This window comes from Pseudomonas huaxiensis, assembly GCF_003231275.1.
In the GTDB taxonomy this organism is placed as follows: Bacteria; Pseudomonadota; Gammaproteobacteria; order Pseudomonadales; family Pseudomonadaceae; genus Aquipseudomonas; species Aquipseudomonas huaxiensis.
This window is the reverse complement of sequence record NZ_QKVL01000001.1, coordinates 340,527-360,424: the sequence shown is the minus strand read 5'-3', so window position 1 is coordinate 360,424 and position 19,898 is coordinate 340,527. Positions and strand designations below refer to the sequence as shown.

The 19,898-nt window shown below is 60.8% G+C and carries 17 protein-coding genes; 3 read left to right on the top strand and 14 right to left on the bottom strand.

The genetic code is table 11. The annotated features are described in order from the left end of the window. From lpxA to rpsB, 13 genes are all read right to left on the bottom strand, one after another. Nucleotides 1–777: an acyl-ACP--UDP-N-acetylglucosamine O-acyltransferase gene (gene lpxA, locus DM374_RS01625; protein WP_110968282.1), complete on the bottom strand. Its 777-nt coding sequence runs from the start codon at nucleotides 775–777 to the stop codon at nucleotides 1–3. Next, complete coding sequence (gene fabZ / locus DM374_RS01620; protein WP_110968281.1) at nucleotides 774–1,214, bottom strand: 3-hydroxyacyl-ACP dehydratase FabZ; 441 nt, start codon at nucleotides 1,212–1,214, stop codon at nucleotides 774–776. Before fabZ ends, lpxA begins: the two co-directional genes overlap by 4 nt. A 110-nt stretch (nucleotides 1,215–1,324) precedes the next feature. Then, nucleotides 1,325–2,380, bottom strand: coding sequence for a UDP-3-O-(3-hydroxymyristoyl)glucosamine N-acyltransferase (gene lpxD / locus DM374_RS01615; RefSeq protein WP_110968280.1), 1,056 nt, complete (start codon nucleotides 2,378–2,380; stop codon nucleotides 1,325–1,327). A gap of 1 nt (nucleotide 2,381) precedes the next feature. Further along, nucleotides 2,382–2,885, bottom strand: a complete 504-nt coding sequence (locus DM374_RS01610) for an OmpH family outer membrane protein (RefSeq protein WP_095154077.1) — start codon at nucleotides 2,883–2,885, stop codon at nucleotides 2,382–2,384. 45 nt (nucleotides 2,886–2,930) lie between these two features. Next, nucleotides 2,931–5,282: an outer membrane protein assembly factor BamA gene (gene bamA / locus DM374_RS01605; protein ID WP_110968279.1), complete on the bottom strand. Its 2,352-nt coding sequence runs from the start codon at nucleotides 5,280–5,282 to the stop codon at nucleotides 2,931–2,933. A gap of 74 nt (nucleotides 5,283–5,356) precedes the next feature. Beyond that, nucleotides 5,357–6,709 (bottom strand): RIP metalloprotease RseP, encoded by a 1,353-nt coding sequence (rseP, locus tag DM374_RS01600; RefSeq protein WP_110968278.1) that lies wholly within the window; start codon nucleotides 6,707–6,709, stop codon nucleotides 5,357–5,359. A gap of 57 nt (nucleotides 6,710–6,766) precedes the next feature. Beyond that, a complete protein-coding gene (gene ispC / locus DM374_RS01595) occupies nucleotides 6,767–7,957 on the bottom strand; it encodes a 1-deoxy-D-xylulose-5-phosphate reductoisomerase (protein WP_110968277.1) in 1,191 nt (396 codons plus the stop codon). Next, entirely contained in the window at nucleotides 7,954–8,769 is an 816-nt protein-coding gene (locus tag DM374_RS01590) for a phosphatidate cytidylyltransferase (RefSeq protein WP_110968276.1), read from the bottom strand. The genes ispC and DM374_RS01590 overlap by 4 nt, the downstream gene beginning before the upstream one ends. Further along, complete coding sequence (gene uppS, locus DM374_RS01585; protein WP_095154082.1) at nucleotides 8,769–9,524, bottom strand: polyprenyl diphosphate synthase; 756 nt, start codon at nucleotides 9,522–9,524, stop codon at nucleotides 8,769–8,771. Before uppS ends, DM374_RS01590 begins: the two co-directional genes overlap by 1 nt. A gap of 17 nt (nucleotides 9,525–9,541) precedes the next feature. Next, a complete protein-coding gene (frr, locus tag DM374_RS01580) occupies nucleotides 9,542–10,099 on the bottom strand; it encodes a ribosome recycling factor (RefSeq protein ID WP_110968275.1) in 558 nt (185 codons plus the stop codon). Next, the gene (pyrH, locus tag DM374_RS01575; RefSeq protein ID WP_095154084.1) at nucleotides 10,096–10,839 is read right to left on the bottom strand and encodes a UMP kinase; all 744 of its coding nucleotides are present in this window, start codon (nucleotides 10,837–10,839) and stop codon (nucleotides 10,096–10,098) included. The genes frr and pyrH overlap by 4 nt, the downstream gene beginning before the upstream one ends. A 182-nt stretch (nucleotides 10,840–11,021) precedes the next feature. Next, nucleotides 11,022–11,888: a translation elongation factor Ts gene (tsf, locus tag DM374_RS01570; protein ID WP_110968274.1), complete on the bottom strand. Its 867-nt coding sequence runs from the start codon at nucleotides 11,886–11,888 to the stop codon at nucleotides 11,022–11,024. 184 nt (nucleotides 11,889–12,072) lie between these two features. Beyond that, nucleotides 12,073–12,804 carry a 30S ribosomal protein S2 gene (rpsB, locus tag DM374_RS01565; RefSeq protein ID WP_095154086.1) on the bottom strand — a complete coding sequence of 244 codons (732 nt, stop codon included), beginning with the start codon at nucleotides 12,802–12,804 and terminating at the stop codon, nucleotides 12,073–12,075. A 340-nt stretch (nucleotides 12,805–13,144) separates the two neighbouring features. Here rpsB and map point away from each other — a divergent pair, with 340 nt between their 5' ends. From map to dapC, 3 genes are read left to right on the top strand one after another with little or no spacing between them, the layout of a single operon-like run. Further along, nucleotides 13,145–13,927 (top strand): type I methionyl aminopeptidase, encoded by a 783-nt coding sequence (gene map, locus DM374_RS01560; RefSeq protein ID WP_110968273.1) that lies wholly within the window; start codon nucleotides 13,145–13,147, stop codon nucleotides 13,925–13,927. Between the two features lie 19 nt (nucleotides 13,928–13,946). Further along, entirely contained in the window at nucleotides 13,947–16,649 is a 2,703-nt protein-coding gene (locus tag DM374_RS01555) for a [protein-PII] uridylyltransferase (protein WP_110968272.1), read from the top strand. 23 nt (nucleotides 16,650–16,672) lie between these two features. Continuing rightward, complete coding sequence (dapC, locus tag DM374_RS01550; protein ID WP_110968271.1) at nucleotides 16,673–17,869, top strand: succinyldiaminopimelate transaminase; 1,197 nt, start codon at nucleotides 16,673–16,675, stop codon at nucleotides 17,867–17,869. 199 nt (nucleotides 17,870–18,068) lie between these two features. On the opposite strand, the gene DM374_RS01545 is transcribed toward dapC, so the two are convergent. Beyond that, complete coding sequence (locus tag DM374_RS01545) at nucleotides 18,069–19,715, bottom strand: Na+/H+ antiporter (protein WP_110968270.1); 1,647 nt, start codon at nucleotides 19,713–19,715, stop codon at nucleotides 18,069–18,071. Nucleotides 19,716–19,898 lie beyond the last annotated feature (183 nt).

Genomic DNA, 19,898 nt, shown 5'->3' with positions numbered 1-19,898 from the left:
TCAGCGGGTGATGCCGCGGGCAGAATTCTGGATCGACTGGCGGAACATCTCGACCTCAGGGAACTGGCTGGCCGGCTCGGCCAATTCGACGATAGCCTGCTCGACGGTCAGGCCTTGACGGTAGACAACCTTGTAGGCGCGACGCAGCGCGTGGATCGCATCTTCGCTGAAACCACGGCGACGCATGCCTTCGAAGTTCATGCTACGCGCTTCGGCCGGGTTGCCGAATACGGTGACAAACGCCGGAACGTCCTTGCCAATGGCAGTGCCCATGCCGGAAAAACTATGGGCGCCGATATGGCAGAACTGATGAACCAGGGTAAAACCGGAAAGGATTGCCCAGTCGGCAACATGCACATGACCAGCCAGCGCGGTGTTGTTGACCAGAATGCAATTGTTGCCGATGACGCTGTCATGACCGATATGGGCATACGCCATGATCAGGTTGTGATCGCCCAGGGTGGTTTCCGAGCGGTCCTGTACCGTGCCGCGGTGAATGGTCACACCTTCGCGGATGACGTTATGGTCACCAATCACCAGGCGAGTCGCCTCGCCCTTGTACTTGAGGTCAGGGGTGTCTTCGCCAACTGACGAAAACTGATAGATGCGGTTGTGCCGCCCAATCCGGGTCGGCCCCTTGAGCACAACGTGCGGACCAATGATGGTCCCCTCCCCGATCTCGACATCCGGGCCGATGATCGACCAAGGGCCGACCTCGACACCATCGGCCAGCTTGGCCGAAGGATCGATGATTGCCCGAGGGTCAATCAAACTCATAGTTTGCGTTCCGCGCAGATGATCTCGGCCGAGCACACTGGCTTGCCGTCGACCGATGCCTGGCAATCGAACTTCCAGATCTGGCGTTTGCAACTGATGAATTTCGCTTCAAGGATCAGTTGATCCCCTGGCAGCACCGGCTGGCGGAAGCGCAGCTTGTCGGAGCCGACGAAGTAATAGAGGGTGCCGTCCGTCGGCTTGGCATCGAGCATTTTGAAACCGAGGATGCCGGCTGCCTGGGCCATGGCCTCGATGATCAGCACGCCCGGCATGATTGGATGCGCCGGGAAGTGACCATTGAAGAAGGGCTCGTTGATGCTGACATTCTTGTAGGCACGAATGCGCTGGGCCTCGACGTCCAGTTCCACCACGCGATCCACGAGCAGGAACGGGTAACGGTGAGGCAGGTATTCGCGAATCTCGTTGATGTCCATCATTTCTGGGGGAAGCCTGTAGTAAAGATAGGGAGCATGCGCTGGGCGCCATGCACCTTTTGCGAATCAAGAAAGCGGTACAGCTATCGAGCTGCCTTGATCAGGAAAGGGTATCAGCCATCAGATGAAGGCTGGCTGCCTGAGGTCACGGCATCGACACGCTTTTCTACCTGTTGAAGGCGCTTGGCCATTTCGTCCAGTTGACGAATTCGCGCCGCACTCTTGCGCCAGTCTCCCAACGGCTGCATCGCCGTCCCGGACGAATAGCCGCCCGGCTCGGTAATGGACCGGGTCACCATGGTCATGCCGGAGACGAATACGTTGTCGCAGACTTCGATATGTCCAACCATTCCGACACCACCGGCGATCGTGCAATGCTTGCCGATCCGGGTGCTACCGGAGATGCCCACGCACGCCGCCATGGCGGTGTGGTCACCGATCTGTACGTTATGGGCGATCTGAATCTGGTTGTCGAGTTTGACGCCATTGCCGATGCAGGTATCGGCAAGAGCACCGCGGTCGATGGCAGTGTTGACACCGATTTCGACGTCGTCGCCGACAGTTACACCGCCGATCTGGGCGATCTTCTGCCAGACGCCTTTCTCATTGGCGAAACCGAAACCTTCACCACCGAGCACGGCGCCGGACTGGATCACCACCCGCTTGCCGATGCGAACATCGTGGTACAGGGTCACACGCGGGGCCAGCCAGCCACCCTCGCCAATCACGCAACGAGCACCGACGAAACAGTGCGCGCCAATGGTGACACCGGAAGCAATGACCGCGCCGCTTTCAATGACGGCGAAGGGACCGATACTGGCGCCAGCATCGACCTGAGCGTCCGCCGCAACCACGGCGCTGGGATGGATTCCCGCCACAGCCTTGGGTTTGGGGTCGAACAGGTGGGAGATGCGCGCGTAGGCCAGGTAGGGGTCCGGCACGATCAGGGCATTGCCGACAAAACCTTCGGCATCTGCGGCACGCAGAAGCACCGCGGCAGCCTGGGTATCAACCAGGTATTTGCGGTACTGGGGATTAGCCAGGAAGCTCAGTTGGCCGGGGCCAGCTTCCTGCAGGGTCGCGAGACCAACGATCTCGAGTTCCTCGGGACCCTGAAGGGTCGCTCCAAGGAACTCGGCCAGTTGGCCGAGTTTCATGGTCGCCGTCATATCAACGGGACTGGTTCATGCGCTCGATAACCTGGCGGGTGATGTCGTACTGAGGTTTGACATCAATGACCGCGCCACGCTCGAGAACCAGATCGAAGCCGCCTTTCTTGATGACTTCTTCTACAGCGCCATCCAGTTTCGGCTTGAGCTGCTTGAGCATGTCACGGTCAGCAACGGCCTTGGCTTCGTTCAGTTCCTTGGACTGGAACTGGAAGTCACGGGCTTTTTGCTTGAACTCGAGTTCCAGACGCTCACGCTCGCCCTGGGCCATTTTGTCGCCGCCCTTGACCAGACGATCCTGGATGCCCTTGGCACTGCTTTCCAGGTTCTTCAGCTTGGTCAGTTGCGGGCCGAATTTCTTCTCGGCATCAACCGCGTACTGCTTGGCCGGGTCCGATTCCAGCAGCGCCATTTGATAGTTCAGGACAGCAATCTTCATTTCGGCAAACGCCGGGGTCGCGACCAGAGCCGCTGCCAGTACCGCCAGTTGAGTCAACTTACGCACGATGCACTCCTACAGAATCCGTTGTCATTTACGTGGACCAGACCCTTAGAAGGTCTGACCCAGAGAGAATTGGAACACCTGGGTATCAGCATCGTCCGGTTTCTTCACCGGCATTGCCAGGCTGAAACTCAACGGACCCAGTGCGGTAATCCAGGTCACACCCAGGCCGACGGAGCTGGCCAGGCCAGAAAGGCCGAGCTTCTCGCAATCAGGCTTGGAGCCGCAATTAGTGTCATACACGTTACCCACGTCCCAGAACACGGAGGTACGCAGCGAACGCTGGTCCTTGATGAACGGAAGCGGGAACAGCAGTTCTACACCACCCTGAACAAGAACGTTGCCGCCGAACGGCAGTGGATCCTGATCCGGGTCTGCTGCAGTTCCTGGTCGGGTGCCGTTGCTTGGCGTACTGCGTGGACCGAGGCTGCTGTCTTTGAAACCGCGTACCGAGTTGAAACCACCCGCGTAGTAGTTTTCATAGAACGGCAGACCGGAAGTCGAACCGTAACCGTCGCCATAACCCAGCTCGGTATGCAGACGCAGGGTGTAGTCGTTGGTGATTGGCTTGAACAGCTGGCCGCGGTAGTCGAGCTTGAAGAACGACAGATCGCTGCCAGGCGTAGTTGCTTCCAGCACCAGGCTTTGCGAGTGACCGCGGGTTGCCAGTGTGCCTTTGTTCAACGTCGACTCGGACCAGCCGGCCGAGGCCTTGAAGTTCAGGAAGCTGTCGCCACCTTCCTTGTCCAGGAAGTCGAAGATCTCATCAACGGTGTAAGTACCGGTTTTGATCTTGTCCTGCTGAACAGTCAGGCCGAAGGTCAGACGCGACGTTTCGCTGATCGGGTAACCGACGTTGACACCGGCACCCATGCTGTCCACGGCATAGCTTGCCACGTCGACGTCGAGGTCATCGTAGTTGGTCGTGCGGTAGAAGGCGTTGTAGCCCAGGCTCACACCATCGGCAGTCCAGTAGGGGTCCACGAAGCCGAAGTTGTATCGGCTCTGGTATTCGGAACGGGTCAGGCCGATGGAGACCTTGTTACCGGTACCCAGGAAGTTGTTCTGGCTGATCGAACCACCGAGGATTAGACCGGCGCTCTGGGCGAAACCGACACTGGCGGTGATCGAACCGGAAGCCTGCTCTTCAACGGTGTAGTTGACGTCGACCTGGTCATCGGTACCCGGAACAGCCGGGGTCTCGACGTTGGCTTCCTTGAAGAAGCCCAGGCGCTCCAGACGGGTCTTGGACTGGTCGATCAGGTAGGTCGAAGCCCAGCCGCCTTCCATCTGGCGCATTTCACGACGCAGCACTTCGTCTTCGGACTTGGTGTTGCCACGGAAGTTGATGCGGTTGACGTAGGCACGCTTGCCCGGATCCACGACGAACATGATGTCGACGGTGTGGTCGTCATCATGCGGCTGCGGCACACCGTTGACGTTGGCGAAGGTATAGCCTTCGTTACCCAGCCGGCGGGTGATCAGCTCGGAAGTGGTGGTCATCACCTTGCGCGAGAAGACCTGGCCCGGCTGCACCAGCAGCAGCGCCTTGACCTGGTCTTCAGGGACTTTCAGGTCACCGGACAACTTGACGTCGCGTACGGTGTACTTCTCGCCTTCGTTGACGTTGACGGTGATGTAGACGTGCTTCTTGTCCGGGGTGATGGACACCTGGGTGGAAGCGATGTCCATGTTGATGTAGCCGCGATCCAGATAGTAGGAACGCAGGCGCTCAAGGTCGCCGGAGAGCTTTTCACGGGCGTACTTGTCGTCGTTCTTGAAGAACGACAGCCAGTTGGTGGTCTTGAGTTCGAACAGACCTGCCAGGTCCTCGTCGGAGAACACAGTGTTGCCCACGACGTTGATGTGCTGGATGGCGGCGACCGTGCCTTCGTTGATCTTGATCTTCAAGGCAACACGGTTGCGCGGCTGAGGAACCACTTCGGCGTCGACCTCGGCGGAGTAGCGACCCTGAGCGACATACTGACGCTGCAGCTCGTTACGCACACCCTCGAGGGTCGCCCGCTGGAAGATTTCGCCCTCCGCCAGACCGGATTGCTTCAGGCCTTTCATCAGGTCTTCGGTGCTGATCGCCTTGTTGCCGTCGATTTCGATGCTCGACACCGACGGGCGCTCAACGACGTTGATGATCAGGACATTGCCATCACGGCCCAGTTGGATGTCCTGGAAGAAACCGGTCTTGAACAGCGAACGGGTAGATTCCACCAGGCGGCCGTCGTCGGCATGATCGCCAACGTTCAGCGGCAATGCACCAAATACGCTGCCCGCGGAAACCCGCTGCAGACCATTGACACGAATATCGGAGATGGTGAAGGACTCGGCGTGAACTTCAGCGATCATCAGTGCGGCGAGAGCCGCAGTTAGCAGCAGACGTTTCATGAAGTCCTTTCTTATTCCAACTGGCAATAAACGACCCGCCGCGAAAGGCGGCAGGTTCGCAATTGAGCGAAGCGTTACAGTCGACCCAAATCGTTGATCAGGGCTAGCAACATCACCCCGACTACCAAACTGATACCGATCTGGATACCCCAACCTTGCACCCGGTCCGACAGTGGGCGGCCACGCGCCCACTCGATCAGGTAAAACAGCAAATGCCCCCCATCCAGAACTGGAATGGGCAGCAAGTTAAGAACTCCTAGGCTAATGCTCAGATAGGCAAGGAAATTCAGGAAATCCCCAAGGCCGGACTGGGCCGAAGCGCCCGCCACTTTAGCAATGGTTATCGGTCCGCTCAAGTTTTTTACCGAGAGCTCGCCGAAGAGCATTTTCTTCAGCGAATCGAGGGTCAGAACACTCATGTTCCAGGTACGGGAAAGACCTTCTCCCACTGCTTCGAGCGGCCCGTAACTGACCTCACGCAGCATCTGCGCCGGCCATTCGACCGCCTGGACACCAGCGCCGAGATAACCGGCAGCGGACTTGCCCTCGCCGCGGCTGGCCAGGGTGACCGGCAACTCGATGCGAGCGCCATCGCGCTCGACGGTGAGCACGATGCGGCTGTCAGCACGACCCCGCACGGTGTCGACCACCTGCTGCCAGTCATTCAGCGCCTGACCATCCAGCGCCAGCAGGCGATCACCGGTTTTCAACCCGGCGGCCTGGGCCGGCCCCTTCGGATCCAGTTCGGCCAGCACCGGCGCGAGCGCCGGGCGCCATGGACGGATGCCGAGGGAGCGAATCGGATCAGGCTCGTCAGCACCCTTGAGCCAATGATCGAGGGTAATCGTGTGAGCGCTGTCAACGGTGGCGCCTTCGCTGCGCACACCAACCTGCAGCGACCCGCTCTCGCCCAGACGGCGAACCAGTTGAAGATTGACCGCAGCCCAACCGTTGGTCGGCTCGCCGTCGATCGAAACGATTTCCTGCCCGGAACTCAACCCGGCGACGGCTGCCAGGCTACCCGCCTCGACCCCGCCGATGACCGGACGTACTTGCTGACTGCCAAGCATCGCCAGCGCCCAGAAGAACACGATAGCGAGCAGGAAGTTGGCGATCGGCCCTGCAGCAGTGATCGCAATGCGCTGGCCAACCGTTTTTCGATTGAAACTCTGCTCGGCTTGCGCAAGAGGCACATCGCCCTCGCGCTCGTCGAGCATCTTGACGTAGCCACCCAGTGGAATGGCGGCAATCACGAACTCCGTACCTTGACGGTCGTGCCAGCGAAGCAACGGCGTGCCGAAGCCGACGGAGAAACGCAACACCTTGACGCCGCAGCGCCGAGCCACCCAGAAGTGCCCGAATTCGTGAAAGGTAACCAGAACACCCAGTGCAACCAGGGTGCCGATAATCATGTAGAGCGCACTCATGTCTTTCTCCGAATAACGTTCAACAGGGCCCGACACGACGCCTTGCGGAGTCGCACCTCAGCGCCCGTGATGCGCCAACCACCGCCCGGCAAGCACCCGGGCCCGCTGGTCGGCGGCAAATACCGCATCCAGCGTATCCACGGCCACTACTGGCTCCTGGTCAAGCACCTGTCCGATCATACTCGCGATTTCCGGGAAGCGGATGCGCCGCTGAAGAAACGCCTCCACCGCGATTTCATTGGCCGCATTAAGTACCGCCGGCGCGCTGTTGCCGGCCTCCGCGGCTTCCCGCGCCAGGCGCAGGCAAGGAAAACGCTGCTCATCGGGCGACTGGAAATCCAGACGAGCAATGGCAAACAAGTCCAGCGGCGCCACACCGGAATCGATTCGCTCCGGCCAGGCCAGCGCGCTGGCGATGGGGGTACGCATGTCCGGATTGCCCAACTGGGCAAGCACCGAACCGTCGACGTAATCCACCAGCGAGTGAATCACACTCTGCGGATGCACCACGACCTCGATCTGCGAAGGGCGAGCATCGAACAGCCAGCAGGCCTCGATCAGTTCCAGCCCCTTGTTCATCATGCTGGCCGAATCGACGGAAATCTTCCGCCCCATGGACCAGTTGGGATGCGCGCAGGCCTGCTCCGGGGTCACCGCAGCAAGCTCGCTGGCCGGGGTCTGACGGAAAGGCCCACCCGAAGCGGTCAGGAGAATCCGGCGAACACCCACTTGAGCCAGCCCGCGACCGTAGTCACCCGGCAGACACTGGAAGATGGCGTTGTGCTCGCTGTCGATCGGCAGCAGCACTGCGTTACTGCGGCGTACCGCCTGCATGAACAGGGCGCCGGACATCACCAACGCTTCTTTATTGGCGAGCAACACCTTCTTGCCCGCCTCCACTGCCGCCAGCGTCGGACGCAAACCCGCAGCACCGACGATCGCAGCCATCACCGCATCGACCTGCGGATCAGCCGCAACCGCGCACAAGCCTTGTTCGCCCACCAACACTTCAGTGCACGAGCCCGCCGCCTCAAGCCCTTCGCGCAGGGTACAAGCCCCCGCCTCGTCCGGCACCACGGCAAACACTGGCGCATGGCGCAGGCACAGCTGCAACAGCTCGTTCAAGCGTGAATAGCCAGTCAGGGCGAAGACTTCGTAGCGATCCGGGTGCCGAGCGATGACATCCAGGGTGCTCAGACCTATGGAGCCAGTGGCCCCGAGCACGGTAATGCGCTGCACGCGACTCACAGGACGCCCCAGTCAGCCGCCCACAACAGCACGGCGAACAGCGGGATGGCCGCGGTCAGGCTGTCGATACGGTCCAGTACGCCGCCATGCCCCGGCAACAGGTTGCTGCTGTCCTTGATTCCGGAACGGCGCTTGAACATGCTTTCAGTCAGGTCGCCGACCACCGAGCCCATTACCAACAGCGCAGCACCGAACAATCCGAGCACCAGTTCGCCAGCACTCCAATGCCGGGTCAGACCGACACCCAGCGTGATGACCAGGCTCAGCGCCAGGCCGCCGTAAACACCTTCCCAGCTCTTGCCAGGACTGACGTGCGGCGCCAACTTGCGCTTGCCGAACGCCCGGCCAGAGAAGTAAGCACCAATGTCGGCACCCCAGACCAGCACCATGACCGCGAGAATCAGCCAGTTGCCCATAGTCCAGTGCTTGAGCAGCACCAGCCCTTGCCAGGCAGGCAGGAGGATCAGCGCACCGATCAGCAACCGACAGGCTGCACTGGCCCAAAGCTCACTGGTGCGCGGATAGGTCATGACGAGCCAGGTTGCCACGCCCCACCACAACACCGAAGCACCGAGCACCCAGGGTGCCAGATCCGGCATCAGGTGCAGCAGCATCAGCAAACCGGCGATGACTGCGGCATAGGCCACCCGCAACACCTGAGCCATCAGGCCGGCCAAGCGAGCCCATTCCCAGGCGCCAAGGGTGACCACCAGCCCGATGAACAGGGCAAAGCCAGCCCCTTCGAGCAGAAAGAACCCGCCCAGGGCGATCGGCAGCAGAATCAGCGCGGTAATAATGCGTTGTTTGAGCATTAAGCACGGGCTCCAGCTTCGACCTGCTCGCTGGTTTTACCGAAGCGGCGCTGGCGCGAAGCGAAATCGGCCAGCGCGGTACGCATGGCCTCGTGTTTGAAGTCCGGCCAAAACAGGTCGGAGAAGTACAGCTCGGCGTAGGCCAGTTGCCACAACAGGAAGTTGCTGATGCGGTGCTCGCCCCCGGTGCGAATACACAGGTCCGGCAACGGCAGGTCGCCAGTAGCCAGACAAGTTTGCAGAAGTTCGGGAGTGATGTCTTCCGGGCGCAGATGCCCGGCCTGGACTTCGCGCGCCAGGCGTTGAGCGGCCTGCGCGATATCCCACTGACCACCATAGTTGGCGGCGATCTGCAGGATGAAACGGTTACTGCCAGCGGTCAGCGCCTCGGCCTCGCGCATGGCCGCCTGAAGCTCAGGGTGAAAGCGCGAGCGATCACCGATGATCCGCAGACTGATGTTGTTCTCATTGAGCCGCTTGGCTTCCCGGCGCAAGGCCGAGAAGAACAGCTCCATCAACGCCCCGACCTCTTCGGCCGGGCGTTGCCAGTTTTCGCTGGAGAAGGCGAACAGGGTCAGCACCTCGACCTTGGCCTCGGCGCAGACCTCGATAACGGCCCGCACCGCGTCCACACCAGCCTTGTGCCCGGCAACGCCGGGCAGCAGGCGCTTCTTCGCCCAGCGATTATTCCCATCCATGATGATCGCGACATGACGCGGCACCGATGGAGGCACACCCTGCTTGCTCTTTTCCATTAAAAAAAGCCCCGACCTTAAACGGCCATCAGGTCCTTTTCTTTTGCTTTCACGGCAACTTCGATTTCAGCAACGAACTTGTCAGTCAGCTTCTGGACATCATCAGCGGCACGACGCTCTTCGTCTTCGCTGATTTCCTTCTCTTTGACCAGATCCTTGAGTTGGCTCAGGGCATCACGACGGATATTGCGCACGGCAACCCGAGCGTCTTCTGCGGCATCGCGCGCCTGCTTGGTGAAGCCCTTGCGGGTTTCCTCGGTCAGGGCCGGCATGGAGATCAGCAGCAGCTCACCCAGGTTGGTCGGGTTGAAGCCCAGACCCGAGTTGAGGATGGCTTTATCCACGGCACCCAGCATGCTGCGCTCGAAAGGCACGACTTGCAGAGTACGCGAATCCTTGACGGTGACACTGGCGACCTGGTTGATCGGAGTATCGGCGCCGTAGTAAGGCACCATCACGCCAGCCAGAATCTGCGGGTTCGCCGCGCCGGTCCGGATGCGACCGAAAGCGTGGTGCAGCGACTCCAGCGATTTACCCATGCGTTCCTGGGCGTCTTTCTTGATTTCGTTGATCATTGTTCGCCTTCCTCGATCAGAGTTCCTTCAGCGCCGCCCACTACGATGTTCAGCAAGGCGCCAGGCTTGTTCATGTTGAAAACCCGCAATGGCATCTTGTGATCACGGCACAGGCAGATTGCGGTCAGGTCCATTACGCCGAGTTTGCGGTCGAGTACTTCATCGTACGTCAGACGGTCGAATTTCTCGGCATGCGGATCCTTGAATGGATCGGCAGTGTACACGCCGTCGACCTTCGTCGCCTTCAACACGACGTCAGCATCGATTTCGATGGCACGCAGGCATGCGGCGGAGTCGGTCGTGAAGAACGGGTTACCGGTACCGGCAGCGAAGATCACTACATCGCCAGAGTTCAGGTGGCGAACACCTTTGCGGCGGTCGTAGTGGTCAGTGACACCGACCATGGAAATGGCCGACATGACAATGGCGGGGATATTCGAGCGCTCCAGCGCGTCGCGCATGGCCAGGGCGTTCATCACGGTCGCCAGCATACCCATATGGTCACCGGTGACGCGATCCATGCCAGCCGCGCTCAAGGCCGCACCACGGAAGAGGTTGCCACCACCGATAACCAGGCCGACCTGGACACCGATACCAACGAGCTGACCCACTTCCAGCGCCATGCGATCCAGCACCTTCGGGTCGATCCCGAAGTCTTCCGAGCCCATCAGGGCCTCGCCGCTAAGTTTGAGCAAAATGCGTTTATAGCGAGGTTGACGACCACTCACCTGCTGAGCCATTGCGAATCTCTCCTGCGGCGTTTGTAAAATTCCGGGCGGGCTGTTTTCAGCCTGCGCCAACTGTAGCGTGGCGCTTGAATAGCGCCAGAGCGAAAGCAGATCTTGTAAACCGCTCGCGCTTTGACAAAGAGGCTGCGCGCGTGAGCGGGCAGCCTCTTTGGGGCGACAGATGTGAATCCGTCTTATTGCTTCTGGGCAGCAGCCAGTTGAGCAGCAACTTCTTCAGCGAAGTTGTCTTCTTTCTTCTCGATGCCTTCGCCTACTTTGAAGTAAGTGAAGGAAACGATTTCAGCGCCAGCTTTCTTGACCAGAGCACCAACGGTCACTTCCGGGTTCTTGACGAAAGCTTGCTCGACCAGCGAGGCCTCGGCCAGGAACTTGGTGATACGACCAGCAATCATCTTCTCGACGATTTCAGCTGGCTTGCCTTTCATCTTGTCTTCGTTGAGGGTCAGGAACACGCCTTTCTCGCGCTCGATCGCTTCAGCGGAAACTTCCGATGGCAGCAGGAACTCAGGGTTGCTGGCAGCAACGTGCATTGCAACATCTTTGGCCAGCTCGACGTCACCGCCTTTCAGGACAACCGCAACACCGATCTTGTTACCGTGCAGGTAGGTACCGACAACGTCACCCTCAACGCGCACCAAGCGACGGATGTTGACGTTTTCACCAACCTTGGAAACCAGGGCAAGGCGGGCCTCTTCCTGAGCTTCGATCAGCGGAGCAACGTCGGTCAGCTTGTCATTGAAAGCTTTCTCGGCGCTGGCAGCAACGAATGCCTTGAAGTCGTCTTGCAGAGCGAGGAAGTCGGTCTGCGAGTTGACTTCGAGCAGAACGGCGGCTTTGCCGTCGTCCTTGATGGCGATGGCGCCTTCGGCGGCAACGTTGCCAGCCTTTTTGGCAGCCTTGATGGCACCCGAGGCGCGCATGTCGTCAATGGCTTTTTCGATATCGCCGCCGGCTTTGGTGAGGGCTTTCTTGCAGTCCATCATGCCTTCGCCAGTACGCTCACGCAGTTCCTTGACCAACGCTGCAGTAATTTCTGCCATTTCAAAATCCTCTTGGATAGGTTTTCAACCATTCCACCCGATACTCACGGGCGCTCAATTCTGGAAATCCACTACCTGTATGCGGCGCGTCGATAATGCGGACACTTGGCGACAGGAGGATTTCAAGGTGGCAAAAAGGGGGCCTAGCCCCCTTTTTGCGTGCCAAGTCGACGCTAAGCGTCACTTACTCGGCAGCTGGCGCTTCTTCAGCGTAGACTTCGGTGCCGCCGGCAACGTTGTTGCGACCACGGATGACGGCGTCGGCCATCGAACCCATGTACAGCTGGATGGCGCGAATGGCGTCATCGTTGCCTGGGATGATGTAGTCAACACCTTCAGGGCTGCTGTTGGTATCGACAACGCCGATGACCGGGATGCCCAGCTTGTTGGCTTCGGTGATAGCGATGCGCTCGTGGTCAACGTCGATCACGAACAGTGCATCAGGCAGGCCGCCCATGTCCTTGATACCGCCCAGGCTGCGATCCAGTTTTTCCAGATCGCGGGAGCGCATCAGCGCTTCTTTCTTGGTCAGCTTGGCGAAGGTACCGTCTTCAGCCTGGACTTCCAGCTCGCGCAGACGCTTGATCGAAGCGCGGATGGTTTTGTAGTTGGTCAGCATGCCGCCCAACCAGCGATGGTCGACGTACGGCGAGCCGCAACGTGCTGCTTCTTCAGCAACGATCTTGCCAGCGGAACGCTTGGTGCCGACGAACAGGATCTTGTTTTTGCCCTGGGCCAGGCGCTCTACGAAGCTCAGAGCGTCGTTGAACATTGGCAGGGTTTTTTCCAGGTTGATGATGTGAATCTTGTTGCGCGCGCCGAAAATGAACTTGCCCATTTTCGGGTTCCAGTAACGGGTCTGGTGGCCGAAGTGCACACCGGCCTTCAGCATATCGCGCATGTTGACTTGGGACATGATAGTTCCTTGATAAGTCGGGTTGGGCCTCCACGCATCCCAATGACCAACCCGCGATCTGTCGATCGGAGCACCCAGGTCATCGTGTCGATACGTGTGTGGGTTTGAGCTTGGCGGGGCTATCCCCGGAAAGCGGCGCATTTTATACCACACTCGATCGATGAACGAAACCCGCAATACCATCGCCTTGGCGGCCTTTTGCACCCCGGACGCAATCGCGCCAGAATGCCAGCATCCATGAGGCACAAGCCGTGGCGCGGGGCCCTGAAACCGCCAGCGCTCTGCTAGAATCGCGCCTTTCCTGTTTGCCCGCGCCCCTCCGCGCCGTAGAGAGCCTGCAATGACCGTTACCATCAAAACCGCCGAAGACATCGAAAAGATGCGCATCGCCGGCCGCCTTGCCGCCGAAGTCCTGGAAATGATCGAAGAGCACGTCAAGCCCGGCGTGACCACCGAAGAACTGGACCGCCTCTGCCACGACTACATCGTCAACGTGCAGCAGGCCATTCCGGCGCCGCTCAACTATAAAGGCTTCCCCAAGTCGATCTGCACCTCGATCAACCACGTGGTCTGCCACGGCATCCCCAACGAGAAGCCGCTCAAGGCCGGCGACACGCTAAACATCGACGTGACCGTCATCAAGGACGGCTACCACGGCGACACCAGCCGCATGTTCCATGTCGGCGAAGTGCCGGTCTGGGCCGAGCGCCTGTCGAAAGTCACCCAGGAGTGCCTGTACAAAGCCATCGAGCTGGTCAAACCGGGCTGCCGCCTGGGCGATATCGGCGAAGTGATCCAGAAGCACGCAGAAAAGAACGGCTTCTCGGTCGTCCGCGAGTTCTGCGGCCACGGCATCGGCAAGGTGTTCCACGAAGAGCCGCAGATCCTGCACTACGGCCGCGCCGGCACCGGCATGGAACTGAAAGAAGGCATGACCTTCACCATCGAGCCGATGATCAACCAGGGCAAGGCCGACACCAAGGTGCTGGGTGACGGCTGGACCGCCATTACCAAGGACCGCAAGCTTTCCGCCCAGTGGGAGCACACCATGGTGGTCACCGCGACCGGCTACGAAATCTTCACCCTGCGCAAAGACGACACCATTCCCCGTACTTCAGCCTGACCAGACAGGACGCGACTCGATGCCACAGGTGGATCCCGAGCTGTTCGACCGCGGCCAGTTCCAGGCGGAACTGGCCCTCAAGTCAAGCCCGATCGCGGCCTTCAAGAAAGCCATTCGTCGCGCCGGCGAAGTGCTCGATGAAAGGTTCCGCCAGGGCCGTGATATCCGTCGGTTGATCGAGGACCGCGCCTGGTTCGTCGACAACATCCTGCAACAGGCGTGGAGTCAGTTCGACTGGAGCGAAGATGCCGATATTGCTCTGGTCGCGGTAGGTGGCTACGGTCGCGGCGAGCTGCATCCGCACTCGGACATCGACCTGCTGATCCTGCTGGACAGCGCCGATCATGAGATTTTCCGCGACTCGATCGAGCGTTTTCTGACGCTGCTCTGGGATATCGGCCTGGAAGTCGGCCAGAGTGTGCGCTCCGTCGACGAATGCGCCGAGCAGGCCCGTGCCGACCTGACGGTAGTCACCAACCTGATGGAAAGCCGGACCATCAGCGGCCCCGAGCACCTTCGCCTACGCATGCTGGAGGTCACCAGCCCCGAGCACATGTGGCCGAGCAAGGAGTTCTTCCTGGCCAAGCGTGCCGAGCAGAAAGCCCGACACCACAAATACAACGACACCGAATACAACCTCGAACCCAACGTGAAGGGCTCGCCCGGTGGCCTGCGCGACATCCAGACGGTGCTCTGGGTCGCCCGTCGCCAGTACGGCACCCTGAACCTGCACGCCCTCGCGGGCGAAGGTTTCCTGCTGGAAAGCGAGAACAAGCTGCTGGCCTCGTCCCAGGAATTTCTCTGGAAAGTGCGCTACGCGCTGCACATGCTCGCCGGGCGCTCCGAAGACCGACTGCTGTTCGACCACCAGCGCAGCATTGCCGCCCTGCTCGGCTTCAAGGATGAAAACCCGAAGCGCGCCATCGAGCAGTTCATGCAGCAGTATTACCGTGTGGTCATGAGCATTGCCGAGCTCAGCGACCTGATCATCCAGCACTTCGAGGAAGTCATCCTCGCCGACGACTCCAGCAGCACCACCCAGCCGCTGAACGCACGCTTCCAGTTGCACGATGGCTATATTGAAGCCGTGCGCCCGAACGTGTTCAAACGCACACCGTTCGCCATGCTGGAAATCTTCGTGCTGATGGCGCAGCACCCGGAAATAAAGGGCGTTCGCGCCGACACCATCCGGCTGCTGCGGGAAAACCGTCACCTGATCGACGACAGTTTCCGCAACGATATCCGCAACACCAGCCTGTTCATCGAGCTGTTCAAGTGCGAGATCGGCATCCACCGCAACCTGCGCCGGATGAACCGCTATGGCATCCTCGGGCGCTATCTGCCGGAGTTCGGCCTGATCGTCGGGCAGATGCAACACGATCTATTCCACATCTATACCGTGGATGCCCACACCCTCAATCTGATCAAGCACCTGCGCAAACTCCAGTACACCCCGGTGTCGGAGAAGTTTCCGCTGGCCAGCAAGCTCATGGGTCGGCTGCCGAAGCCGGAGCTGGCGTACCTCGCCGGGCTCTACCACGACATCGGCAAGGGCCGTCAGGGCGACCACTCGGAACTGGGCGCGGTGGACGCGCAAGCCTTCTGCGAGCGCCATCAACTGCCGGCCTGGGACAGCCGCCTGATCGTCTGGCTGGTGCAGAACCACCTGGTGATGTCCACCACCGCGCAGCGCAAGGACCTTTCCGACCCGCAGGTGATCCACGATTTCGCCCAGATGGTCGGCGACCAGGTTCATCTGGACTACCTCTACGTGCTGACCGTGGCCGATATCAACGCCACCAACCCCAGCCTGTGGAACTCGTGGCGCGCCAGCCTGCTGCGCCAGCTCTACACCGAGACCAAGCGCGCCTTGCGCCGCGGCCTGGAAAACCCGCTGGACCGCGAAGAGCAGATCCGCCAGACGCAAAGCGCCGCCCTCGACATTCTGGTGCGCGAAGGCACCGATCAGGACGATGTCGAGCAGCTCTGGTCGCAACTGGGCGACGACTATTTCCTGCGCCATACCGCCGCGGATGTTGCCTGGCACTCCGACGCGATCCTCCAGCAGCCCGCCGACGGCGGCCCGCTGGTACTGATCAAGGAAACCACCCAGCGCGAATTCGAAGGCGGCACGCAGATCTTCATCTACGCGCCCGACCAGCATGACTTCTTCGCCGTGACCGTGGCGGCCATGGACCAGCTCAACCTGAACATCCATGACGCACGGATCATCACCTCCAGCAGCCAGTTCACCCTCGACACCTACATCGTGCTCGACAACGACGGTGGCTCGATCGGCGACAACCCGCAGCGCATCAAGCAGATCCGCGACGGCCTGACCGATGCCCTGCGCAACCCGGACGACTACCCGAACATCATCCATCGCCGGGTGCCGCGCCAGCTCAAGCACTTCTCCTTCGCGCCGCAGGTGACCATCCTCAACGACGCCCAGCGCCCGGTGACCATCCTCGAAATCATCGCGCCTGACCGCCCGGGCCTATTGGCGCGGATCGGCAAGATCTTCCTGGATTTCGACCTGTCGCTGCAGAACGCCAAGATCGCCACCCTCGGCGAGCGCGTGGAAGACGTGTTCTTCATTACCGACGCCGACAACCAACCGCTTTCCGACCCACAACTGTGCAACCGCCTGCAGGACGTGATCGTCGAACAGTTGCGCGTCGACCAGGCCAGTGGCAATGAACCCTTTCGCCTGACCATTTAATGCTTTGACGAGAACCCGCGCCGATGAACACCGCTTTGAACCAGCTTCAGCCCTACCCGTTCGAAAAACTGCGCGCCCTGCTGGGCAGCGTCACCCCTGCGGCGGACAAGCGCGCCATCGCCCTGTCGATCGGTGAGCCGAAGCACACCTCGCCGGCTTTCGTGGCCAAGGCCCTGGCCGACAACCTCGACCAGATGGCGGTGTACCCGACCACCCTCGGCCTGCCGGCGCTGCGCGAATCCATTGCCCACTGGTGTGAGCGCCGCTTCGGCGTGCCGACCGGCTGGCTCGACGCTGCCCGTCATGTGCTGCCAGTCAACGGCACCCGTGAAGCGCTGTTTTCCTTCACCCAGGCCGTGGTCAATCGCAGCGATGACGGCCTGATCGTCAGCCCGAACCCGTTCTATCAGATCTACGAAGGCGCGGCGCTGCTGGCCGGCGCCAAGCCGCACTACCTGCCGTGCCTGGACCAGAACGGCTTCAACCCGGACTTCGATGCGGTGCCGGCGGACGTCTGGCAGCGCTGCCAGATTCTCTTCCTGTGCTCGCCCGGCAACCCGACCGGCGCCCTGGTACCGCTGGAAACCCTGAAGAAACTCATCGCCCTGGCTGACCAGTACGATTTCGTCATCGCCGCCGACGAGTGTTACAGCGAGCTGTACTTCGACGAACAAACCCCGCCGCCGGGCCTGCTTAGCGCCTGCGCCGAACTTGGCCGCAGCGACTTCAAGCGTTGCGTGGTGTTCCACAGCCTGTCCAAGCGCTCCAACCTGCCGGGTCTGCGTTCCGGTTTCGTTGCCGGTGACGCCGATATCCTCAAAGGCTTCCTGCTGTACCGCACCTACCACGGCTGCGCGATGCCGGTGCAGACCCAACTGGCGAGCATTGCCGCCTGGAACGACGAAGACCACGTGCGCGACAACCGCGACCTGTACCGCGAGAAGTTCGACGCCGTGCTGGATATCCTTGGCCCGGTGCTGGACGTACAAAAACCGGATGGCGGCTTCTACCTCTGGGCGAAAGTCCCGGGCAACGACGACGCCGCATTCTGCCGTGACCTGTTCGAGCAACAGCACGTGACCGTGGTGCCAGGCTCGTACCTGTCCCGCGACGTTGACGGCGTGAATCCGGGCGCCGGGCGCGTGCGCATGGCGCTGGTGGCACCGCTGGCGGAATGTGTGGAAGCGGCGAAGCGTATTCGGGCGTTTATCGAGGGTTGATGGCTGTGCGGCGCTAACCTTTATGAGTGCGCTGTCAAAAGATCGAGGAATGGGGACCAAGCGCTAGACGACCATTTTTCAGCGCCCTTGAGATCGAGCGCCGCGCGGGCGGCGCTCGATCTCAAGGGCGCTGAAGATCTGCCGGCTAGCCCCTGGTAACCATGACCGGAGCATCCGCCGGGCTACTCGTTCTTGACCCCTACTTGACCAGCCCCAGATTGGCCTCGCTCAAGTCCAGTTCCCCCAGCACCCTGCGCACCACATCGTCGCCGATCTCGTGATGACGGTGCAGCCGGTACAGCTCCAAACGCTGCGCCCGCAGCGCACGCAAACGCAAACGACGCTCCAGTTGGTCCATCTGCTCGGCCAGCGCGCGAGCCTCGGCGCTGTCGTTGTAGGCGTCGAGTTGCTGGCGGTATTCGGCCATCAGCCGCGCTTTCAGTTCAGCCGCCAGTGCCGCCTGCGAAGCATCCTGTTGCGCGCCCGGCTCAGCAGTTTCTTCTGCTTCCAGCGCGTGAATAGCCGCCTCGGCGGTACGACGCCAGGCTTCATCGGCTTCCTGTTGCAGGGCGTCGTCCGCACTTTTCTCGACGCCGCGCAGCAACAGCGGCAAGGCAATGCAGGCCGATACCAGCGACAGCAGGATCACTCCGGCGGCGATGAAAATCAGCAGGTCACGCTCGGGGAAGTCCTTGCCGGCACTGATCAGCAGCGGCACCGACATCACGCCCGCCAGGGTCACCGCCCCGCGCACGCCACCCACCGTCAGCAGCCAGCAGGAGCGCGCGTTCGGGCCCAGCACCAGCTCGCCCTTGCCCCGCCAGCGACGCACCATGCCGATCAGTCGCCAGATGCTCTGCACCCAGACATAGCGCAGCAGCAGCAACACGCCGAAGATCGCCACCACCTCCAGACAGCGCCAGGCCAGGGTCGGCCAGAGCGAGGCTTCGTGGCTGGTCACCGCCTTGATGATGTCCGGCAATTGCAGGCCCAGCAGCAGGAAGATCAGGCCATTGAAGGCGAATTCCAGCAGCGACCAGACGCTGCGGTTGAGCAATCGGGTACTGGTTTGGCGCGGCAACAAGTCGAGCCAGCTCTGCATCATCCCCGCCGCCACAGCCGAGAGAATGCCCGAAGCACCCAGGCGTTCGGCCAGTACATAAGCGGCGAACGGCAGCAGCAACATGAACACCACGTGGGTGGCCGGATCATCCCAGCCGCGAGCGATCATCCAGGTACGCAGGCGGCCCACCAGCCAGCTCAAGGCAACGCCGATGGCCAGGCCGCCGAGTGCGACCAGGATGAAGGTCAGGCTGGCCTCGGCCAGGGAGAACACCCCGGTGATGGCCGCCGCCAGGGCGAACTTGAAGGTCACCAGGCCCGACGCATCGTTCATCAACGCTTCGCCTTGCAGCATGTGCATCAACGGCGTCGGCAGGCGGTCCTGGGTGATGGCCGACACCGCCACGGCATCGGTCGGCGACAGCACCGCGGCAAGGGCGAAGGCTACCGGCAGCGGAATGGACGGAATGATCCAGTGGATGAAGTAACCGGCGCCAACCACGGTAAACAGCACCAGCCCCACCGCGAGTGTCAGGATCGGCCCGCGCAGGCGCCACAGTTCGCGCTTGGGCATGCGCCAGCCATCGGAGAACAGCAACGGTGGCAGGAACAGGAAGAGAAACAATTCAGGGTCCAGAGCCACGTGCAAACCCAGGGTCGGCCAGGCCAACAAGGCACCGGCGGCAATCTGCACCAGCGGCAACGGCAGCGGGATCATTCGTCCCACCAGCTTGGAGACACTGACCAGCATCAGCAGGATGAGGACGGTATAGGCTGACTGCATACGGCGTGTTTCCTGTTCGATTCGAAAGCATTCCCTGGCACGCTGGACAGGCGAGTGCCATTGGACACATATAGTAACGACCTCGACCACCGAGCGACCGCTGAACATAAGTCGCAGGTCGGCGGAGAATATGTAACACCATGCTACACAAGCCTTTTATCCCGCTGCATCGGTTTTACCCTC

What these genes read in the sequence shown, in the direction of transcription:
- lpxA (WP_110968282.1), bottom strand. Translation starts at nt 777, where the DNA reads ATGAGTTTGATTGACCCTCGGGCAATCATCGATCCTTCGGCCAAGCTG.
- fabZ (WP_110968281.1), bottom strand. Translation starts at nt 1,214, where the DNA reads ATGATGGACATCAACGAGATTCGCGAATACCTGCCTCACCGTTACCCG.
- lpxD (WP_110968280.1), bottom strand. Translation starts at nt 2,380, where the DNA reads ATGACGGCGACCATGAAACTCGGCCAACTGGCCGAGTTCCTTGGAGCG.
- bamA (WP_110968279.1), bottom strand. Translation starts at nt 5,282, where the DNA reads ATGAAACGTCTGCTGCTAACTGCGGCTCTCGCCGCACTGATGATCGCT.
- rseP (WP_110968278.1), bottom strand. Translation starts at nt 6,709, where the DNA reads ATGAGTGCGCTCTACATGATTATCGGCACCCTGGTTGCACTGGGTGTT.
- DM374_RS01590 (WP_110968276.1), bottom strand. Translation starts at nt 8,769, where the DNA reads ATGCTCAAACAACGCATTATTACCGCGCTGATTCTGCTGCCGATCGCC.
- uppS (WP_095154082.1), bottom strand. Translation starts at nt 9,524, where the DNA reads ATGGAAAAGAGCAAGCAGGGTGTGCCTCCATCGGTGCCGCGTCATGTC.
- frr (WP_110968275.1), bottom strand. Translation starts at nt 10,099, where the DNA reads ATGATCAACGAAATCAAGAAAGACGCCCAGGAACGCATGGGTAAATCG.
- pyrH (WP_095154084.1), bottom strand. Translation starts at nt 10,839, where the DNA reads ATGGCTCAGCAGGTGAGTGGTCGTCAACCTCGCTATAAACGCATTTTG.
- tsf (WP_110968274.1), bottom strand. Translation starts at nt 11,888, where the DNA reads ATGGCAGAAATTACTGCAGCGTTGGTCAAGGAACTGCGTGAGCGTACT.
- rpsB (WP_095154086.1), bottom strand. Translation starts at nt 12,804, where the DNA reads ATGTCCCAAGTCAACATGCGCGATATGCTGAAGGCCGGTGTGCACTTC.
- map (WP_110968273.1), top strand. Translation starts at nt 13,145, where the DNA reads ATGACCGTTACCATCAAAACCGCCGAAGACATCGAAAAGATGCGCATC.
- DM374_RS01555 (WP_110968272.1), top strand. Translation starts at nt 13,947, where the DNA reads ATGCCACAGGTGGATCCCGAGCTGTTCGACCGCGGCCAGTTCCAGGCG.
- dapC (WP_110968271.1), top strand. Translation starts at nt 16,673, where the DNA reads ATGAACACCGCTTTGAACCAGCTTCAGCCCTACCCGTTCGAAAAACTG.
- DM374_RS01545 (WP_110968270.1), bottom strand. Translation starts at nt 19,715, where the DNA reads ATGCAGTCAGCCTATACCGTCCTCATCCTGCTGATGCTGGTCAGTGTC.